At 59.2% G+C, this 18,164-nt stretch carries 8 protein-coding genes and 1 pseudogene; 1 reads left to right on the top strand and 8 read right to left on the bottom strand.

Annotated features, from left to right (window positions below; all coding sequences use genetic code 11):
- Window positions 1–41: 41 nt before the first annotated feature.
- From rpsP to ftsY, 6 genes and pseudogenes are all read right to left on the bottom strand, one after another.
- On the bottom strand, window positions 42–569 hold the full coding sequence (gene rpsP / locus ACUY2T_RS03510) for a 30S ribosomal protein S16 (RefSeq protein WP_448307588.1): 528 nt from the start codon (window positions 567–569) through the stop codon (window positions 42–44).
- Window positions 570–753: 184 nt separating this feature from the next.
- Entirely contained in the window at window positions 754–4,866 is a 4,113-nt protein-coding gene (locus tag ACUY2T_RS03505) for a hypothetical protein (protein ID WP_448307587.1), read from the bottom strand.
- 49 nt (window positions 4,867–4,915) lie between these two features.
- Window positions 4,916–6,505, bottom strand: a complete 1,590-nt coding sequence (ffh, locus tag ACUY2T_RS03500; RefSeq protein ID WP_448307586.1) for a signal recognition particle protein — start codon at window positions 6,503–6,505, stop codon at window positions 4,916–4,918.
- A 93-nt stretch (window positions 6,506–6,598) separates the two neighbouring features.
- On the bottom strand, window positions 6,599–6,937 hold the full coding sequence (locus ACUY2T_RS03495) for a P-II family nitrogen regulator (protein ID WP_448307585.1): 339 nt from the start codon (window positions 6,935–6,937) through the stop codon (window positions 6,599–6,601).
- A pseudogene (locus ACUY2T_RS03490) lies at window positions 6,934–8,251 on the bottom strand (ammonium transporter). Before ACUY2T_RS03490 ends, ACUY2T_RS03495 begins: the two are co-directional and overlap by 4 nt.
- A 281-nt stretch (window positions 8,252–8,532) precedes the next feature.
- Entirely contained in the window at window positions 8,533–9,954 is a 1,422-nt protein-coding gene (gene ftsY / locus ACUY2T_RS03485) for a signal recognition particle-docking protein FtsY (protein ID WP_448307584.1), read from the bottom strand.
- 79 nt (window positions 9,955–10,033) lie between these two features.
- Here ftsY and ACUY2T_RS03480 point away from each other — a divergent pair, with 79 nt between their 5' ends.
- A complete protein-coding gene (locus tag ACUY2T_RS03480; protein ID WP_448307583.1) occupies window positions 10,034–11,329 on the top strand; it encodes an alpha/beta hydrolase in 1,296 nt (431 codons plus the stop codon).
- Here the strand turns inward: ACUY2T_RS03480 and lysX are convergent.
- Together lysX and ACUY2T_RS03470 are read right to left on the bottom strand one after the other, a co-directional pair.
- Window positions 11,298–14,549 (bottom strand): bifunctional lysylphosphatidylglycerol synthetase/lysine--tRNA ligase LysX, encoded by a 3,252-nt coding sequence (lysX, locus tag ACUY2T_RS03475; RefSeq protein ID WP_448307582.1) that lies wholly within the window; start codon window positions 14,547–14,549, stop codon window positions 11,298–11,300. The genes ACUY2T_RS03480 and lysX overlap by 32 nt on opposite strands.
- A 22-nt stretch (window positions 14,550–14,571) precedes the next feature.
- Window positions 14,572–18,159, bottom strand: coding sequence for a hypothetical protein (locus ACUY2T_RS03470; RefSeq protein WP_448307581.1), 3,588 nt, complete (start codon window positions 18,157–18,159; stop codon window positions 14,572–14,574).
- Window positions 18,160–18,164 lie beyond the last annotated feature (5 nt).

Below are 18,164 nucleotides of genomic sequence, written 5' to 3'. Positions count from 1 at the left end.
CCTGGGGTGAAAAGCGATTGGCGGCAGAATCGCCTGCGCTTTTACTCTGCGGACTCAGCCTCAGCTTCGCCCTCGGAGTCAGCAGCCTCAGCCTCAGCCTTCTCGGCCTCCTCAGCTTCCTTAGCAGCAGCCTCTTCAGCAGCGGCAGCCTCGGCAGCAGCCTTGGCCTCTGCTTCTTCCTTAGCCTTGCGCTTCTTCTCGGTGATAGCCTCTGCGGTCGGGCCATCGGCAGCCTCAGCCAGAGCCTCGTTGAACAGATCCAGCTTGGACTTCTTCTCCTCGGCCACCTTCAGGGTGCCCTCTGCACCCTCGATGCCCTTGAACTTCTGCCAATCACCGGTGACCTTCAGCAGAGCCAGAACAGGCTCGGTCGGCTGAGCACCAACGCCCAGCCAGTACTGTGCACGCTCAGAGTCGATGCGGATCAGGGAAGGCTCCTGGGTCGGCTGGTAGATGCCCAGGTTCTCAATAACCTTGCCGGAACGCTTGGTGCGGGAATCCTGAACAACGACGCGGTACTCCGGGGTACGGATCTTACCCAGGCGCTGCAGCTTAATCTTGACGGCCATGTGATGGCTCCTTTTCTTCTAGTTGGTCACTGGGCAGTTCAGACACTCCGTCAATGTCAACGGAGCCGGTTCAACCCTTGGTATTTTTGCTGCGCGTGACCACCGGCCGACCGTGGTCGGGGACAGTGTTACACAGACAACCTGGATAAGTGTAGTAGCGGTTACCGACTGGAACCAAATCCGTCTAGTGCCCCTTCACTGTCTGTTTCTTCCAGCCGAGTGCGACAAATTCCCGGCGATCTCCAGCGACATAGTGCTCGACCAGTCTCAGTGCTTCGTCGAGGCTCTTGGTCTTCCGCTGAAAGTTTTCGATCTGTCCGAAATCGTGGCCCCATCCGACAATAAAGCTGGTACGAAACCTTCCACCGTCGTTGTAAACCCGAATGTAATCGCCCTCTACCTGCGAATCGAGCACCTGGATAAAATCGCCGTTCTTTCGCAGCTTCACAGCCCGCAGAACGTGAAGGTTCTCTGGACCAAGGGGAACCGGCTCGAAGAGGTTCGACTGCATTTCGAAACGCGTGTTCCCCTGCCACGGTACCGGGGATTGGCCAAAGCCATGCCATTTCACAGAGCCTAGAAGTGCCGACGGCGCTTGGATAAAGATCTCAAAGGCCGCACAAGTCTCTCCATCCGTCAGACCATTCACCGCGTAGTTCATTCCACCCGGCACCTCATAAGACAGCAAGTACCCTCGTCTTTTGTTCTTCACGGTAAGGTTAAATTCTTGTAGCGTGGCATTGGCCTCTACAGCTGGCGTTCCTGCCGCCATTTGGATGTGCTTGCTCACCTCCACCACTTCGTCGATTGCCAGGTTCTCTACTGCTTCCGCGAACGCCGCACCCGATGGTTCTACCCAAATCTGGGTAACGGAGCTGTGGTTCGATTTCATCATGATGCAGTATTCCAAGGAATCTGTCCCGGTTCGGGCACGATTCAAGAAGACATGCCTGCCGTTAAGAACGACGGATATCCCGTACTTCATTGCAAGGTGCAGAATCGTGGCAAAGGTTCCGACAAACACCGCCCGCTCCACCCACACGCGCGTCACGGCAAACGACTCTAAAGCGGCGCCCTGCGGCCCTGAGAATCGCACGCTGTCGGACCGCTCTGCCTGCAGGGCATAGACAAATGCCTCCATGTCGCCGGACGTTAAATGATTGTTCTGCGCTAGCCACCTCTGAAAGTGCAAAACGGTCGAATTTGCCCAGGGTGCTTCGCGTTCCGGTAGCACCAAGAGGCTCACCTCAGCCACGCCTTGCGGAGCAAAACGCTCCTCCATGGACGGCACGAATGCCTGGAAGGCACTATTCACTGCGGCTGCATCGGCAGCCACGTACCAACGGGCAAACTCGACTGTTTCCTGTCCACTAGTGAATGTTCGAGTCGCAACAAAACCGTTGTCCCGGCTCAATGTGGCGAGCCATTGACCCTGATGGGTTTGGCCGAATGTCAAGCGCTCCCTAGGCTTATCCTGCAGTGGCATCATGGTTCCCCGCGGAAGTTCGATCACGGCGTCGAAGCGGCGAAGCGGCAAAGCCTGTCGCTTTTCTAGAGTTACTTTCTCCATCGCGCCTACTGCTTCGTCCTCACGCCACGGGAGCTGACCAAGGTATGGGCTGCGATCCGCGAATGCGAGCAACAACTCTTGTGCTTCGTCAAAGTTCCGGGCACGAAGCTCGAGGTTCTTTTTAGGGTCGCCAAGGACGGGCTTCGCAAACTGCCACTTTAGCAACCAACTGCCGTCGTGCTGGAGCTGGGCGGACAACGCTTGACTAGGACGGAAGAAACTCCGCCCGATTTCAACTCTCAGCCATGCGTCATTCAGATGGGGGCTCCGCAGGGCATCTTCAAAAGCTATGTCCAAGGTTCTTGGCGAAACCTCACGCCAGTAACTGCCGAGCGAGTTCGTCAATCTTGCTCCACTTCCGACCTGAATGTCGGAGCCGACACCATTAGCAAGTAGTCCTCCATCGGCATCGAATACAAGCGCATGGTGCTTCAATGCGATTTTGCAGATGCCTCGGATACGTTCCGTATCAAGCGGATCTACCAGAACCTCTAATCGTAGCTGTGGCACAAACTTCTGTTTAAAGAGCTCTTCGAGGTCTCGGCAAATGTCCTCCATCTCTGATGGCGGAACACGTAGATCCATTTGATCGTTGGCATTGAACTCTTGGACAAGCTCGTGGTGATTCCTGTTTGTCTGGGTCCTGGGAACATAGATAAAAAGCGGGGTTTGTGCCCTCCTAGGCTCTACCCGAATTTGCCTCTTTTCCAGCATTGTCCAGTGATCACCGACGAACTCCTTGTAGATCTTGGTGGTCTCGTCGACATCGCTGGCATAGACAGCGCCGCGTTCGGTTTCGCCGTGGTTGTAACCCCATGTCGTCATGACCCAGCCGGGGTTATCGGCATGCTCGATCCTTAGGAAGTCACCGGGAGTGCGCACATCCGTTATCTCGATCCAGCCGCCTGGGTCATTAGACGCAAACTCTTTAAGCGACTGAGAGAACTTTCGGTCATCCAAGCGGATGGGGGGTTTTAGGGTCGGTGTGCTGATATCGAATGGAAGGTTACTAGCACTCCTTATATCCCCGGAATGTATGTCCCAGTCAATGAACTCGTCAAGCTCTAGCGGTTGCTTCGCTACCTGCTCGAAAAGGTCGAGGACTTGTCCTTGCGACAGCTTTTTAGCTTCCTTCAAAGACCAGCCATGAAAACGCCCTTCCTCTACAATCTCGGATGTATAGGCCTTAATGCTGAAGTTGTCGAGAATCTGGCTGTCCGGCTCAACAATGAGAATTTGCCGACACCCAGGGTGTTCTTCGGATGTGTAGGTTAGCCGCAGTTGCCAATCCGAGTAGCTCAGTGTCATTGCTTCTTCCATCGCCTGCAGTGTGGCGATTTCCCATCGGTTTCGGCACTGGCTCGACCCGAAAAGTTCTGCTGTACTTCGCCACTCCCCTTCACCGCGCCGTCCGGACGGATTGAGCAATACCCAATTCCCATCAACAACCAGAGAAACACCGTGCCGCATGGCGACGGCCGTCAGCAGGTCGAAGGTACGAGCCGATTCCTCTTGTGGAACCTTCATCATGATCTGCCCACGCTCTGCAGTTTCTGGGTCGATGACTTCAAACCACGAAGCAAAGTCCCGCATTATCTCCTGCAGAAAACTCTCCACGGAGCCGACAGCTTGAAAGCTACGGCTCATCGCAAACTCATGGATTCTGCAGACTGAGGAGTTGGTCCACGGCTCATCACGTTCTGGAAGAACCACCGCACTCACAATGTGCATCGGCGGTTCAGGTATCTCGGCGGTCTCTGGAAAGTAGTCAAGGAACGTGCCTCGCTCATTGCGGGTATAGGCCTCCGCGATCTCCAACAAAGTTTCGAAGTTATCAAAGGTCTTTTCCAAGCCACCTGACGTAGACCGTTTCAGAGCCGCACGCCATTTTCCTTCAGGGGCTCTTCCCAGCTCCAGCGAAAACTCGGGCTGGTCATGAAGACACAGCATGGATTTTTCGGGAAGATCGCGGAATGCCCCGAGCCGTCGCAGTCTGTATTGCATGCGCTGCTTAAGGTCGCATGTCGCAATACATAGTTCAGGTCTCAGCACACTCCTCAATCGCTGCGAAGGAACCGACCAGTAATGCTGGAGAATTGTCGGGCAGCGATCCGCGAAGGCGAGGAGCATCGCGCGCGCATCCACATACCCGCCAGCCCGACGCCATTGCACATCAACAAGCTCACTGCTGGTTTTTGCCCATACCACTTCGATCTCGCCGTTTTCCAGCAGGTGAAAACGCATCGAATGCCCGAATTCATCGGGGCGGGGCCCATAACTGGTGACTCTCACCCATACCCCCTCGGTGGTGCTGGCACGCAACGCATCTGCGAAAGCACGATCCACGGTGTGCTCGCTGATCTGAGTCCACACCGTGCCCAGGGAGTTCGTCAGATAAAACTCTGGAGCAATTGCACCGTTGATACCGCTGGCGTCGACGAGAAGATCTCTGGTACCCACATAAGCATTTACGCGGTGCTTAACCGCTGCGAGTCGAATGTCGTGTACCGCGAATGGATGTTCGGTATCTACGGTGGCGCTGATCACCCGGCGGGCTGGGAAGTCTGCTTCCAGGATGTCCCCCAAATCCTGGGCAAAGTGCTTCATTGCTGGATCCGGCGTGCGTCGCAGTTCCTCGAGATCTGCGTCCTGCAACAACGCCGCCTGAACTTCGTGGTTGTTGGCGATGCGCGAAGGGGGCCGGATGAAATGAAGCTCAAATTCCATGTAGCCCAAGTTACCGACTTAGGCGATATCCCACCGGGCTAATGAACCGCTACTTCTTGGGGAAGTTCATCTTCGACAGATCGATCCCCTCGAAGCCTGGGGGCAGCTGCTCCTGCATCTTTTCCAGATCCTTCATGCTGGGCATGCCGCCACCCATACCCGGCATTCCACCCATTCCCGGCATTCCAGGCATTCCGCCGCCCATGCCCTTGCGCATGTTCTGCTTCTTCTTTTTGGCGTTCTTGCCCTTTTTGCCCTTGCGGTGAACCTTCTGTTTCTTGGTAGCCGAGCGTCCACCCAGGCCGAACTGGCCGGCCATCTTGCCCATCATCTTCTTGGCCTCAAAGAAGCGCTCCACCAGCTTGTTTACGTCGGAGACGCTGACGCCGGAACCATTGGCGATGCGCTTGCGGCGGGACGCGTTCAGAATCTTCGGGTCTTGGCGCTCTGCCGGCGTCATGCCGCGGATGATGGCCTGGATGCGATCCAGCTCTTTTTCGTCCACCATGTCGGCCATCTTCGACATCTGGGAGCCACCGGGCATCATCTTCAGGATGTTGCCCAAGGGACCCATCTTGCGAACCATCAGCATCTGCTCGAGGAAGTCCTCCAGCGTCAGGTCGCCGGAGGCCATGCGCATGGCAGAATCTTCGGCCTTCTCGGCATCCAGAACCTGCTCGGCCTGCTCGATAAGGGTCAGTACATCGCCCATGCCGAGGATGCGGTTAGCCATGCGGTCCGGGTGGAAGATGTCGAAGTCTTCCAGCTTCTCACCCGTGGAGGCGAACAGGATCGGCTTGCCGGTGACCTCACGGATCGACAGCGCAGCACCACCGCGGGCGTCACCATCCAGCTTCGTCAGGACGACACCCGTGAAATCCACGCCATCGCGGAACGCCTCGGCCGTAGTAACGGCATCCTGGCCGATCATGGCGTCAATAACAAAGAGCACCTCGTCGGGCTCCACCGCATCGCGAATGTTGCGCGCCTGGCGCATGAGCTCCTCGTCAATGCCCAAGCGACCCGCGGTATCGATGATGACGATGTCGTGCTGGCTGCGATAAGCCTCTTCGATACCGCGCTGGGCAACGTCGACGGGATCGCCGTGGCTGGTGCCCATCTCGTGCTCATGGGAATCCAAGCTGGTTCCCGGATCCGGTGCGAAAGTCTTTACTCCGGCGCGCTCACCGACGATCTGCAGCTGCTGCACCGCACCTGGACGCTGCAGGTCACAAGCCACAAGCATCGGAGTGTGGCCCTGCTTGGCTAGGTGCAGAGCTAGCTTACCGGCCAGGGTCGTCTTACCAGCGCCCTGCAGACCGGCCAGCATAATGACTGTCGGCGGGTGCTTGGCCAGGTTTAAGCGGCGGGTTTCGCCGCCTAGGATCTCCTTGAGCTCCTCGTTGACGATCTTGATGACCTGCTGGGCGGGGTTAAGAGCCTCGGATACCTCTGCCCCCGCGGCGCGTTCCTTAATGCGCTTAATGAAGGCACGCACCACCGGTAGGGATACGTCTGCCTCCAACAGCGCAAGGCGGATCTCGCGAGCGGTGGCATTGATATCAGCCTCGGACAACTTGCCCTTGCCACGAAGGCCCTTCATGGCAGATTGCAAGCGGTCTGACAAAGACTCAAACACTAGTGAGTGCTCCCTTGTAGGTGTCGAAGGATGGCTTTTAACTCCCCCAGCTTAGCCAGTGGCCAACGGAACAGTCACATTCAGCCGGCCATGTTACAGTGCGGCCTCCCCGCGCTCGCCGGTGCGTACGCGGATCACCTCGTCCACCGGTGTGACCCAGATCTTGCCATCGCCAATTTTTCCGGTGCAGGCCGCGCCGACGATCGCGTCGACGATGCGGTCCACTGACGCGTCTGCCGCGACGATCTCTAGCTTGACTTTCGGCACGAAGTCCGACGCAAACTCGGCGCCGCGATATACCTCGCTGTGTCCACGCTGACGGCCAAAGCCTTGAGTTTCGCTGACGGTCAACCCGTGGATTTCAATGGACTCGAGTGCCTGCCGGATATCAGGCAGGGTGAAAGGCTTAATCACTGCGGTGATGAGTTTCATTCTTCTTCTCCCTTGTGCTGGGCGTTGTACAGGCTACGGATGTGCGAACTGGATGTAACTTTGAGGTCGTAGGCGGACTCGCGGTGCTCCACCAAGTCGATGCCCGTATCCTCATCTCCGTCGTCGACCCTCCAGCCGATGGTGGCCTTAATAAGCAGCGCCAGCAGATACGTAATCACACTGGAAACTACCATCGCCACGACAGCGATCACGATCTGCACAGCCAGTAGCTTGAGGCCATCCTTTCCACCGCCGGTGAGCAGCCCATTGTCCTTGGACAATAGTGCCAACCCAACGGTTCCCCACAGTCCAGCGGCTAGGTGTACGCCGACGACGTCGAGGGAATCGTCGTACCCGAAGCGGTATTTAAGCCCAATAGCCATACATGCGATGACGCCACCTACGAATCCGAGAATGATGGAGGTCAGCGGCGTCAACGTTCCCGCTGCCGGGGTGATCGAGACTAACCCTGCGACGGCGCCAGAGGCAATGCCTAGCGACGTTGCGGCGCGGTCGCGGATCGTCTCACAGCACATCCATCCGAGCATCGCAGCTGAGGCTGCGACAGTAGTGTTCACCCAGGAAATCCCCGCAATACCATCCGCGGCGAACGCCGAGCCTCCGTTGAAGCCGTACCATCCGAACCACAGCAGCGCCGTGCCGAGCATCACCATCGGCAGATTGTGAGGGCGCCCCACCTTCGTTGGGAAACCGGCTCGTTTGCCGACGATCAGCGCCAGGACGAACGCTGCCGTACCCGCGGAAATGTGCACCACAGTGCCACCGGCGAAGTCGATCGGGGCGATAGTGGCCTCCCCTTCGGTCGTACCGAACATCCATGCGGCGATGGAACGCTCACCATCGCCAAGCAGGCCACCGCCCCACACCATGTGGGCCAGAGGGAAATACACCAACGTGACCCAGGCGCCTGCGAAGGCCAACCAAGCGGCGAACTTCACGCGCCCCGCTAGCGCACCGGAGATGATTGCAGTGGAAATGATGGCGAAGGTTACTTGGAAGCCAATGTCGATGGCATTCGGGTAGCCGTTCGCACCTTCGATGGGCTGGCCCGCGGCGTCAAAAAATTGGCCAGAAAGTCCGAATGCGGTGAAGGGGTTACCGAACAACCCCGCGATGTCCTCGCCCGCGTAGGACATAGACCAGCCCCACAGTACGTACAGGACGGGGACGAGGGCCATCACACCGAAGGACATCATCATCATGTTCAGGACTTGACGGCGTCCCGTCATTCCGCCGTAGAACAATGCGAGTCCGGGGGGTCATGAGCAGCACCAGCGACGCGCTGATGAGCATCCACGCTGAATTGCCGGAGGAAAGTACAAGTTGGTCTGGGGTCATGGTTTTCATCCATATCTGTGAGTCTCAGCACTTGTGAGGCAAAGACTAAGCAGTCCCGATTACGCATTCGGTAGCTTAAAAATTCTTTGAGACGCAGATCACTGGTTTTCTGACCCAAAAACGCAATCAACCCCGCACGCGTCACACATGCGGGGTTGACTTAAAAAATTTTTTGTATGGAAGCTGCCCGGCGGGGTGGATTTTCTACCCCAGCGGGGTTCTAGCCCACAAAGGTTCTAGCCCAAGAGTGCGTCCACGAAGCCTTCCACTTCGAAGGGGGCAAGGTCGTCCGCGCCCTCGCCGAGACCCACCATCTTCACGGGCACGCCGAGCTCTTCCTGCACCTGGAAGACAATGCCGCCCTTGGCAGTGCCGTCGAGCTTGGTGAGAACCACGCCGGAGATGTCCACAACCTCGCGGAACGTGCGCGCCTGCATGAGGCCGTTCTGGCCGACAGTTGCATCCAGCACCAGCAGTACTTCGTCGACCTTGGCCTTTTTTTCCACAACGCGCTTGACCTTGCCCAGTTGATCCATCAGGCCAACGCTGGTGTGCAGACGACCTGCGGTATCGACAAGTACGACGTCTACGCCCGCGTCGATGCCCTTCGCCACTGCGTCGAAGGCCACGGATGCGGGGTCTGCGCCCTCGGCGCCACGGACTGTTTCTGCCCCTACTCGACGCCCCCACGTCTCTAGCTGATCAGCTGCAGCCGCACGGAACGTATCGGCCGCACCCAGAAGCACCTTGTGTCCCATACCGATGAGCACACGCGACAGCTTGCCTGTGGTGGTGGTCTTGCCAGTTCCGTTGACGCCCACCACCATGATCACAGCTGGTTTGCCGTCGTAGGGCATGGCCTTAATGGAACGATCCATGTCCGGCTTACAGGCATCAATGAGCGCTTCGCGGAGCATGGCGCGAGCTTCCTGCTCGCTGGATACGCCATTGATTGCGATGCGCTCGCGGAGGTCGTCAACAACCTTCATGGTCGTCGGGGTACCCAAGTCGGCCATAAGGAGGGTGTCTTCAATTTCCTCCCATGCGTCTTCGTCTAGGTCACCGGCGCTCAAGATACCCAGCACGCCACGACCGATGACGTTCTGGGACTTGGACATGCGGCCACGCAGCTTGCCCAGGCGCCCCTGCACTGGGGCGATCTCCTCGCGTTGCTCCGCTGGTGCGGGTTCTTCTGGTGTGGTTTCTTCCACCGGCTCCGGTTCTGGCACCGGTTCCGGCTCGGGCGTTTCTACTGGTTCCTCAGTGGGTTCTGGTTCCTTAGAAGGCTCCGGCTCTTCGGTTGGCTCAGGTTCTGCCACAGGTGCCGGGGTGGGCACCGACTTCGGAGCTTCCGGTTCTGGGGTTGGCTCAGGTTCTGGGGTTGGTTCCGGAGTTGGTGCCGACTGCTTCAGCTCCTGGTCAGGCCGCAACTCCGGCTGCTTCTCCGGCTGCTTGGCTTCCCCACCACCAGCGGTGAAGTTGAAGCCACCCTGCGCCTTGTAATCGCCGCTGCTTGGCTTCTTCTGCTCGATCTCCTCCTTCTTTTCAAAGGAGACCTGCTTCGCCTTCTTCCGGCGTAGCCCCAGAACAACGAGAATCGCCACGATAATGGCAAGAACCAAAAGTCCAATAAGGACCCACATCACAACAGTATTCATAGCCTCCAGTGAATCAGAACTTCAGCATCGATGCCGACTCATATCTTGTTTTTCCACTTTCGGTCTAAGATGTGACTTCGTGCCTGAGTATGTTCGCAGCATCCCCCTCACCGGAACCTGGCCGGAAGTAGTCACTTGGTTCCTGATTCTCAGTACCCTCATTGCGCTTCACTTTTCGCTTCCCGACGATCCCCCGGGACGTCGCAAGAGGGCAATTATCTGGTCCATTATCGTGACCGTAGTTCTGACCTGTGGCGGTCTCGCGGCGTTGCTGTGGGGCACCACCACTCCGTGGTCAGAAATCGGAATACGCCTCGTGCTAGGCGCAGCCACCATCATCCTTGCTGGAAACATGGCCGCATGGTGCGTAAAGGCGTCAATAAAAAAGATCTGGACGCTACTGCTCGTCGCGGTACTCGCCGTCGGCGGCGCGGCAGTGGCAAATCAGTCCTATGAACTCTATCCGGACGTCGGAGAGGTAGACCCAGTCGAGCTGCGAACCTTTAATAGCGTGGACGAACTCCCGAAAGCGCAGTCAATCCCGCTGAAGGACTGGCTCAAGGCACGGCATGACAACCTCCCTAGGGAGGGCAGCATGCTCAAAGTCTCGGCGCCGAAGGAAAAATCTCAGTTTCACGCACGCGACATGCGCGTCTATCTGCCACCAGCCTGGTTCAGCTCCCCGCGGCCGCAACTGCCTGTGCTCGTGCTGTTGGCGGGCATTCCAGGGGATCCCGACCAATGGTTCGACACCGGTGACGCCAACACCGTCGCCCGCAAATATCAACAGCAGCACGATGGTGTGGCACCGATCATCATTTCTGCCGATGCGACGGGTGGGACATGGGAAAATCCAGTGTGCACCGACTCGAACAAGGGCAAAGTGCAAACCTACCTGACGGAGGATCTGCCCCACTGGATCCAACAGAACCTCTCCCCCAATCCCGACCAGCACACCTGGACCCTCGGTGGGCTTTCCTACGGGGGAACCTGCTCATTGCAGGTCATAACAAACCACCCGGATGTCTACGGTAGTTTCGTCGACATCTCCGGCGAGAGGACTCCCGACGACGGGATCGGACACGACTCCACTGTGCAGGACTTCTTCGGTGGATCGGAAGTGAAGTTCAAGGCGCACAACCCCGAGGACCTCATGAAGAAACACAAGTACCCGCGCACCGCGGGCATGTTTATTGCCGGGCGCGCCGACTCGGAGGCCACCAGCGACCTCAAGCACCTTCACAAAGTGGCAGTGAACGCTGGAATGAAAGTGAGCTACAGCGAGGTCGATGGCGGGCATAACTTCAAGACCTGGCGATCCGGCCTCAAACTAGCCTTTCCGTTTATTGTCCGCCGGGGTGGGCTGGAAAGCTAAGCACTCCGCGGATCGGGCGGCCGGTCAGCAGCATGATAAGCCGGTCCACGCCCAGGCCCAGGCCACCAGTTGGTGGCATGCCGTTTTCTAGAGCATCCAGGAAGGCCTCATCGACTTCCATCGCCTCTGGGTCGCCACCTGCTGCCTTCAATGACTGAGCTTCCAGGCGATCGCGTTGTTCCAGCGGGTCGGTGAGCTCCGAATACGCTGTGCCAAGTTCCACTCCCCAGGCCACCAAATCCCAGCGCTCGGCCACGCCAGGCTGGCTGCGGTGCTGGCGAGTCAATGGGGATACGCTCGTCGGAAAATCCGTGTAAAACGTCGGCGTAGTGGTTGTGCACTCCACCAGCTGTTCATAGATTTCCTGCACAATCTCGCCTGCATCCCACCCCGGTTGGGTGGCAATGCCATGGGCCGCACAAAGCTCCAACAGCGTCTCGAACTCAGTATCCGGGGTGACAGCCTGGCCGACTTTTTCGCTAATGGCCCCGTAGACGGTCTTCACTGGGAAGTCCCCAGCGATACTCACCTCATTGCCCTGCGGATCCATCACCACTGGCTCGCCCCGGTAGGCAGTCGCGGCGGCTTGGATGATTCGCTGAGCCACCACCCGCATCGTCTCATAGTCACCGTGCGCCTCATACGCCTCCACCGTGGTGAACTCCGGGTTGTGCGTTGCATCCACCCCTTCGTTACGGAACACGCGTCCCAGCTCGTATACCCGCTCCGCCCCCTGGGTCAGCAACCGCTTCAAGTACAACTCCGGTGCAATGCGCAGATAAAGATCCTGGTTGGCCGCATTACTACGGGTCTTAAAAGGCCGCGCATTGGCGCCACCGTGGACACGCTGCAGGATCGGTGTTTCCACCTCCACAAAACCCAGCTCATCCAAGGTACTGCGGATCGCGGCATTCACCACGCTGCGAGCACGCAGACGCTCATTGACCTCCACAATGCCAGCGCCCCGGCGCTGCAAGGGGTGCAGCCCCTTTGCCTCAATGTCGATACTGTGCACCAGCAGCGAGGGCTCACCGGAACGCGACTGCCCGCGAGTACCCGTCGCCGCAATCAGGTCGCCTAGATCCAGTGCCCGGACACGTGCGCTGAGTGTCTCCTCCGGCGCCTCCACAATCATCTGGCACTTCCCCGACGCATCACGTAGGTCGATAAATGTCAGCGCACCGAAGTCGCGCTTCGCCACGATCCTTCCTGCCACCCGCAATTCCCCGGCAGCGGTGGCGTCACTACCTTCGGCAACCTCGACACACTGAGTAAGGGCAAGGGCAGAACCATCATCGGCCCGCTCCGCGACAGGCCACGGCTCCGCGCCTGCCTCCCGCAACGCCATGGCCTTCCTGATACGCACCGCAGTTTGCTCACTGGCGGACTTTTTATTGGCATCCGTGAGCTGCTCCACGTAGTTCAGCGCCTGTGCTGCCTCAGGTTGACCGGTGGCCGCCTGCTCACGGTGTGTCTCTTCAGAGCGGCTAAAAAGCGCACCCACCGTCGGCACGAAGCCCTCGGCAATGCCGGAGGCGAAACCGACGCGCGCCATCGACAGCGAATCCGGATAACACACATAACGTGGAATCCAGACGGGCTTGTATTTCTGGTTAGAGCGGTACAGCGTTTCCATCTGCCACCACTTCGACAAATACGACAGCACCCGGCGCGCTTGCCTGCGAATCGGCCCCACGGCCACGGCATCTTCGCTGGCGAACAGCTCGCGGAAAACAGCAAAGTTAAGAGAGAGCTTCTGCAGGTTCGCCTCTGTACACAACGCGACGATCATTGCCTCGACCGTGCCATTCGGTGCCTTAGGACTGCGGCGCATAAGGTCCAGCGAGGCACCGCTTAGACCCCACGGGATGAACGAAAGCACCGCCACTGTTTCTTCGCCCACCAGCGCTTCGGCCAGCAGGCAGTCTTTATCCTGCGGATCGCCTAACCTTCCCAGCGCCATAGAGAAACCACGTTCGTCGGTGGTGTCGCGCCATTTGTCGGCAAGTTCTTCGACGTGCTGCATCTCTTCGGCGCTGAGCTCGCCGTGGCGGCGAATCCGCACGCGCACCCCAGCCTTGTGCGCGTGCGCCCGCGCTTGCCGAACCTCACGCAGTTCGGATAGGTGGAAGTGCTGTGTATCGATGACGGCCTCGTCCCCCAGGTGGATCGAGCTCAGCCCGTGTCTTTCGTAGGCTCTCGTTCCTGGTTCGGACGCCCCCATCACAGCGGGCACCCATCCAAATGACCGTGCGCGTTCCAACCAGGCGACGATTGCCTCATCCCAGTACCTGGGATCGCCAATCGGGTCAGCTGACGCCAGGCAGACGCCAGCCTCGATGCGGTACGTCACCGCTGCCCGGCCTTTAGGCTCATACACAACTGACTTATCGCGCCGGGTAGCGAAGTATGCCAGGGAGTCGTTGGCGTTGAAGCGTCGAATGAGGGCGCGTATGGCTTTTTCATCCTCGGCGCTGATACCGAACTCGTCACGGTGCGAGCGCAGCAACAGCAGCCCAGCCACCAGCAACACCAGTGCCGCGAGGGCGGAAACGAGGAAGCTCACGAACTTCGGCGGATGCCCGACTACGTAGGTGTGGTTAAACAGGGAGAAACCGGCGGAGTGGTTCAAAGCCCACAGTGTGCTCCATTCCGGTGCTAGGTCGCCGTGGAAGAAGTGCACCAGCACCAGGGCAATAAGGAAAACCGCAACGGTGCCTCCAAGCCACACCAGAAACGCAGTGAGGATTGCTCCCTTCACGGTGTGAGTGTAGAAGTCCCTGCGCTGCCGCAGCATCAAAATTAACAGCAGGAGCTGCACGCCCATGCCAGTAATAAACAGCGAGTGCGCCCACTGCGGGCCTTCGTCGAAGTACTGCGGCAGGCACAGGAGGATGACGTTACTAACGTTGAGAACCAGCAGCGCGGCAACCGCCACCACCCAGGCAGCGCGCTTTGCTTTGTATAGCCCGACTCCCAGCACCAATAGTGCGGCGGACCATGCGACGGAGGGCACCGGTACGGGGAGAAAGACGTTGTCCATCACCACCAGCAGGTGGCGGACGTGCACGCGCGCTGCCGTGGATATGCTGAGCACCAGTGCTATCAGGGCATAGGCGCACAGGATGGTGCCGATAAAACGCGGGAAGAACTCCGGGGTCGCTGCGTCAACCTGTGTTCTATCGCTTCTCCATTGAGCGTTTCTGCGATAAACATTCACTCAACGAATTATGCACTTCCACCTATACGGTTGGGCCAAACACGCCGCGCACCATCGCATCTGCCATCACAATATCTCCGGTTACCAGGTCCGGAACCAAGCGCGCCATGGCAGCCCATCCGGGGTAGGCACTGAGCAGCTTGCCGAGGCTGGACATCTTCTTGTGTGCGTACATGCGCGTAGCCAGAGCGAACACCATGGAAATCACGGGAGCCAATGCCCAACGGTTTTCCGGGTTGTCGGTATCTACTCCGTCGAGCTTGTCGAAGCGCACGCGTGCAGACAAGTACAGCTGACGGTTGGCTGCCTTGACCTTACGCAGAAGGGTTACGGCGGTCTTCATGAGCTCCGGATCACCCAGCAGCTCGGAGAGCTCCTGCCGCTTATTGAAAGTCTCAAACACAGCGATCAGGCGACTATTCTCTTCGCTCAAAGCTCCAGGCACCACACCGGCCTTACCGAAGAACATATCCAGCACGGCCTTTTGCTGCGCGGGGTCCATGTGCGCGATCTGCACGGTCGTGTTGTCGATGCAGGCTGTATCCAGGGACACATCGCGGCCGGTATCCACCGTTTGCACTACAGGTTGCCCGGCGATCTTCTTAAGCTCTTCTTTTAGGCGCTTGTCTTGTTCTTTCTCTTCTGACGCCCCCTCGGTATCCACCAGCGATAGGTCGCCCAAAACCTCAAGGGCTGCGATCCACGGGGTGTTCGAGCGTTCGACGTCGGCTCCCACCAAGGTGGAGTGAACCAGCCCGGACAGGATGAACTGGGCGGGACGATCCGCCGCGGACACGAGAGATTGGGACATGGCGTGGACGGACTCGCGGGGATTGTTCGTCAGCGCCGTACGCAGCTTATCCAGCACGTCGAAGCGTCCGCGCAGCCAGCCGGCCTGCACGTCCCACAGCGTGGACAAGGTGGCTGCGTCGCAGGGAAGCTGGTCGGACTCCCCCGCCAGGAAGGCAGAGAGCTGCACCCACGGATCAGTTTCGCCATCTAGTCCACTGCCTTCGGCGCCAGCACCGTAGTAGCCCTCGGCCTCGGCAACTGCACTGTGCGGGCCGGCGGCGACGGGTGCGCGAAGGTAGTTAAAGCGATCCCGGCCGAATAGCTGCACGCTCAAAGGACCTGCGCCCACTAGATCTGCGGGAAGCTCGCCGTATGCGATGGCCGCGCTCCCCTTGGGGGCGGCAGTCAGTTCCACGAAGGATGCCGCTTGCCAGGGGGCGGTGTTTGGCCACACCCAAGCTCCAGCACCTGGGGCGCCGAATTGCACAGGCACGTCCTCGGAATCACTCAGAATACGCAGCGTGGAGCCATCGACGTCGGCGGTGTAGTCGAAGGCAGGCACGATGCGCGCCAAACGCACACTCACGCGACGGTCTTCGACAAACTCCAGTTCGATGGATCCAGAGGCCATCGTGGCTAGGGAGGCTTCTGCACTGGCGAGGTCTACGAACCAGGTCACCTCGTCGATGGTTTGTAGTTTCAGGGTGCGCACCGGCGCGCCGTGGTGGTTGCGGATCACTACGCGTGCGTCCCCCATGAGAGCCAGGTTTTCCGCCTTCGAACCCATGCCTGGGCGCAACCCGGGGCGCACGCGGAACCGGGTTTGGGTGTCAATCGCACGGGCGGAGATTTCAATGGGATCGGTGCGCCACATCGGTGCTTCGCCCCGCATCGTCAGTTGGTAGCGCAGTCGGGAAGGCTTCACGATGACAGGCAACGCATCGCCAGCCTCGGTCTCCACGACGGTCGTGCTAAAGCGATCCGCGGGGCCGAGTTTCTGCGGCGAAATTTTCTCGAAGGGCTTTTCCCCTGGCATCAAGCGCACTGTCACGGGGCTTAAGCCTCCAGCCATGGGCAGGCGGGTTTGGGTGCTGGGGCCGCCAAACTCCATCTCCAGGGAAAGCCCCTCCACCAGGGCGTATTCGTGACGGAAGGATTCGTTGCGGGGGCCACGCAGACGCACCAGGTACTCGCCCACCCAAGGGCTATCCCACGCCTCGGGGTCAAAGACGTCGAATACGCCGCCTTCCGCTGGCACTTCCAGCGGTTCTTCCTCAGATACCGCCTCGCCGGTTTCGCCTGGTCCCGCATAAGACGATACCGACAGGTACCAGATCTCCTCCGCACCGGAGATTGTCGGTGGGAACTCTACTTGCAGGCTTTCGGAGTGGATGACCTTACCGCTAGTGGTCTCCACGCCACCGACCACGTCATCGGGCTCCACGAACTGGGCGCGCTGGCGCGGATCCACCGCGCGCACTCCAGCCATGGAGGGGCTATGTTCACCGGGCTTGGCGATGTGCAGACTCAGGCATTCGCTGAGGTCCAGCAGGCGAATAACCCAGCCGCTCCAACTCTTCATGGGTTGTTCTTCCATCACCGGGATGTCCGCCCCGGTCACCGGATCCACCGCCGTGGTCTCGGCGGGCACGACTACATAGACCTGTTGGTGGTGCAGGGACACGCGCCCTGTCAGGTCCGCGCCGCGAATGGTGAATACCAGTACTGGATCTTCGGTATCGACCAGCGGCAGCTGCCAGTGCTGACCGTCGTTGGCGTTGCGAACGCTCACCTTGCGCAGCGGCTGGCGGACGGGAATATCCAGGATCTCGGAAACCGCCCTCCCGGCGTTGTCGGCGTGCATCGTGCGGAACGCCGCGGGCGCACCATCGAAGTCGACTCGCCAACGCACCTCAGTGTGTACCTGTCCCCCGGTTTCCAGGGACTGTGCGGGAAGTCGCAGCACAACGCGCTGTCGGAGTGTGTCTAGCTGTAGGCGCGGCTGATCTTCGCGGTGCGCCACTCCCACGCTATGACGCCGATCCTGCGTGCCTACCGGCCTTTCCCGCAGCTCCTCAATCACATCCTCCTGGATGAGTGCCGGTAGCTCCACTGGCGGGAGGGTGTATTCCCAAGTATCGGGGTGGACAGCGGCATGGGAGACGACCTCCACGATCGGAGCGATCAGTTTCTCTGCGGTCTGAGGCAGCGTGGCGCACAGTGGACCAACTTGGCGGGGTTCGTCAGCCAACTCGGCGACGATCCCCTCGGCGATGCTGGAAGGGGTTGCATCGGTGTCTTCCGCCCGTCGATTTTCCACCAGCTCGATCAACTCGGGCACCCAGTCCGAGGCAATGCCAACGTGAGCGAACAAACGTCCGAGTTCGCCATCTGGCCCTCCGGATACGGCATCCATCGGATCCAGCCCGGCGGCGGAAAGCAGCTCTGCGAAGCGTCCCTCGATCAGTTGGGTACGTGTGGGCGTCGGCTCCAAACCAAGGCCGTACCAGTACTCCGCGGGCAGCTCCGAGACCTCATTGAACCGCGCGGCGCGGGACAGCAACGTGGCAATCGTCAGCGCGGGACATGCCTGCAGCAAAGCCTCTTCGGTGGAACCAGCAGCGACCTGGCGGGCGATAAACGTGCCAAAGAAGCGACTCAGTCGCTCCAGCTCGTCACCGTCGATATCCAGTTCTACGAAGAGTTCCACCTCCGCCAGCTTCCCGGCGAGAGCCGCCTCGGTAGACGAGGCCCATGGCAAGAGGGAATCTTGTAGGTCGGAGATCGGACTGGCTGGAATCTTCTCACTGGAACTCACGCGAC

The sequence above is a fragment of the Corynebacterium sp. 22-2729 genome, from assembly GCF_053479475.1.
Note: the sequence above shows the minus strand (reverse complement) of the source record. Positions and strands in the feature narration are given on the sequence as shown.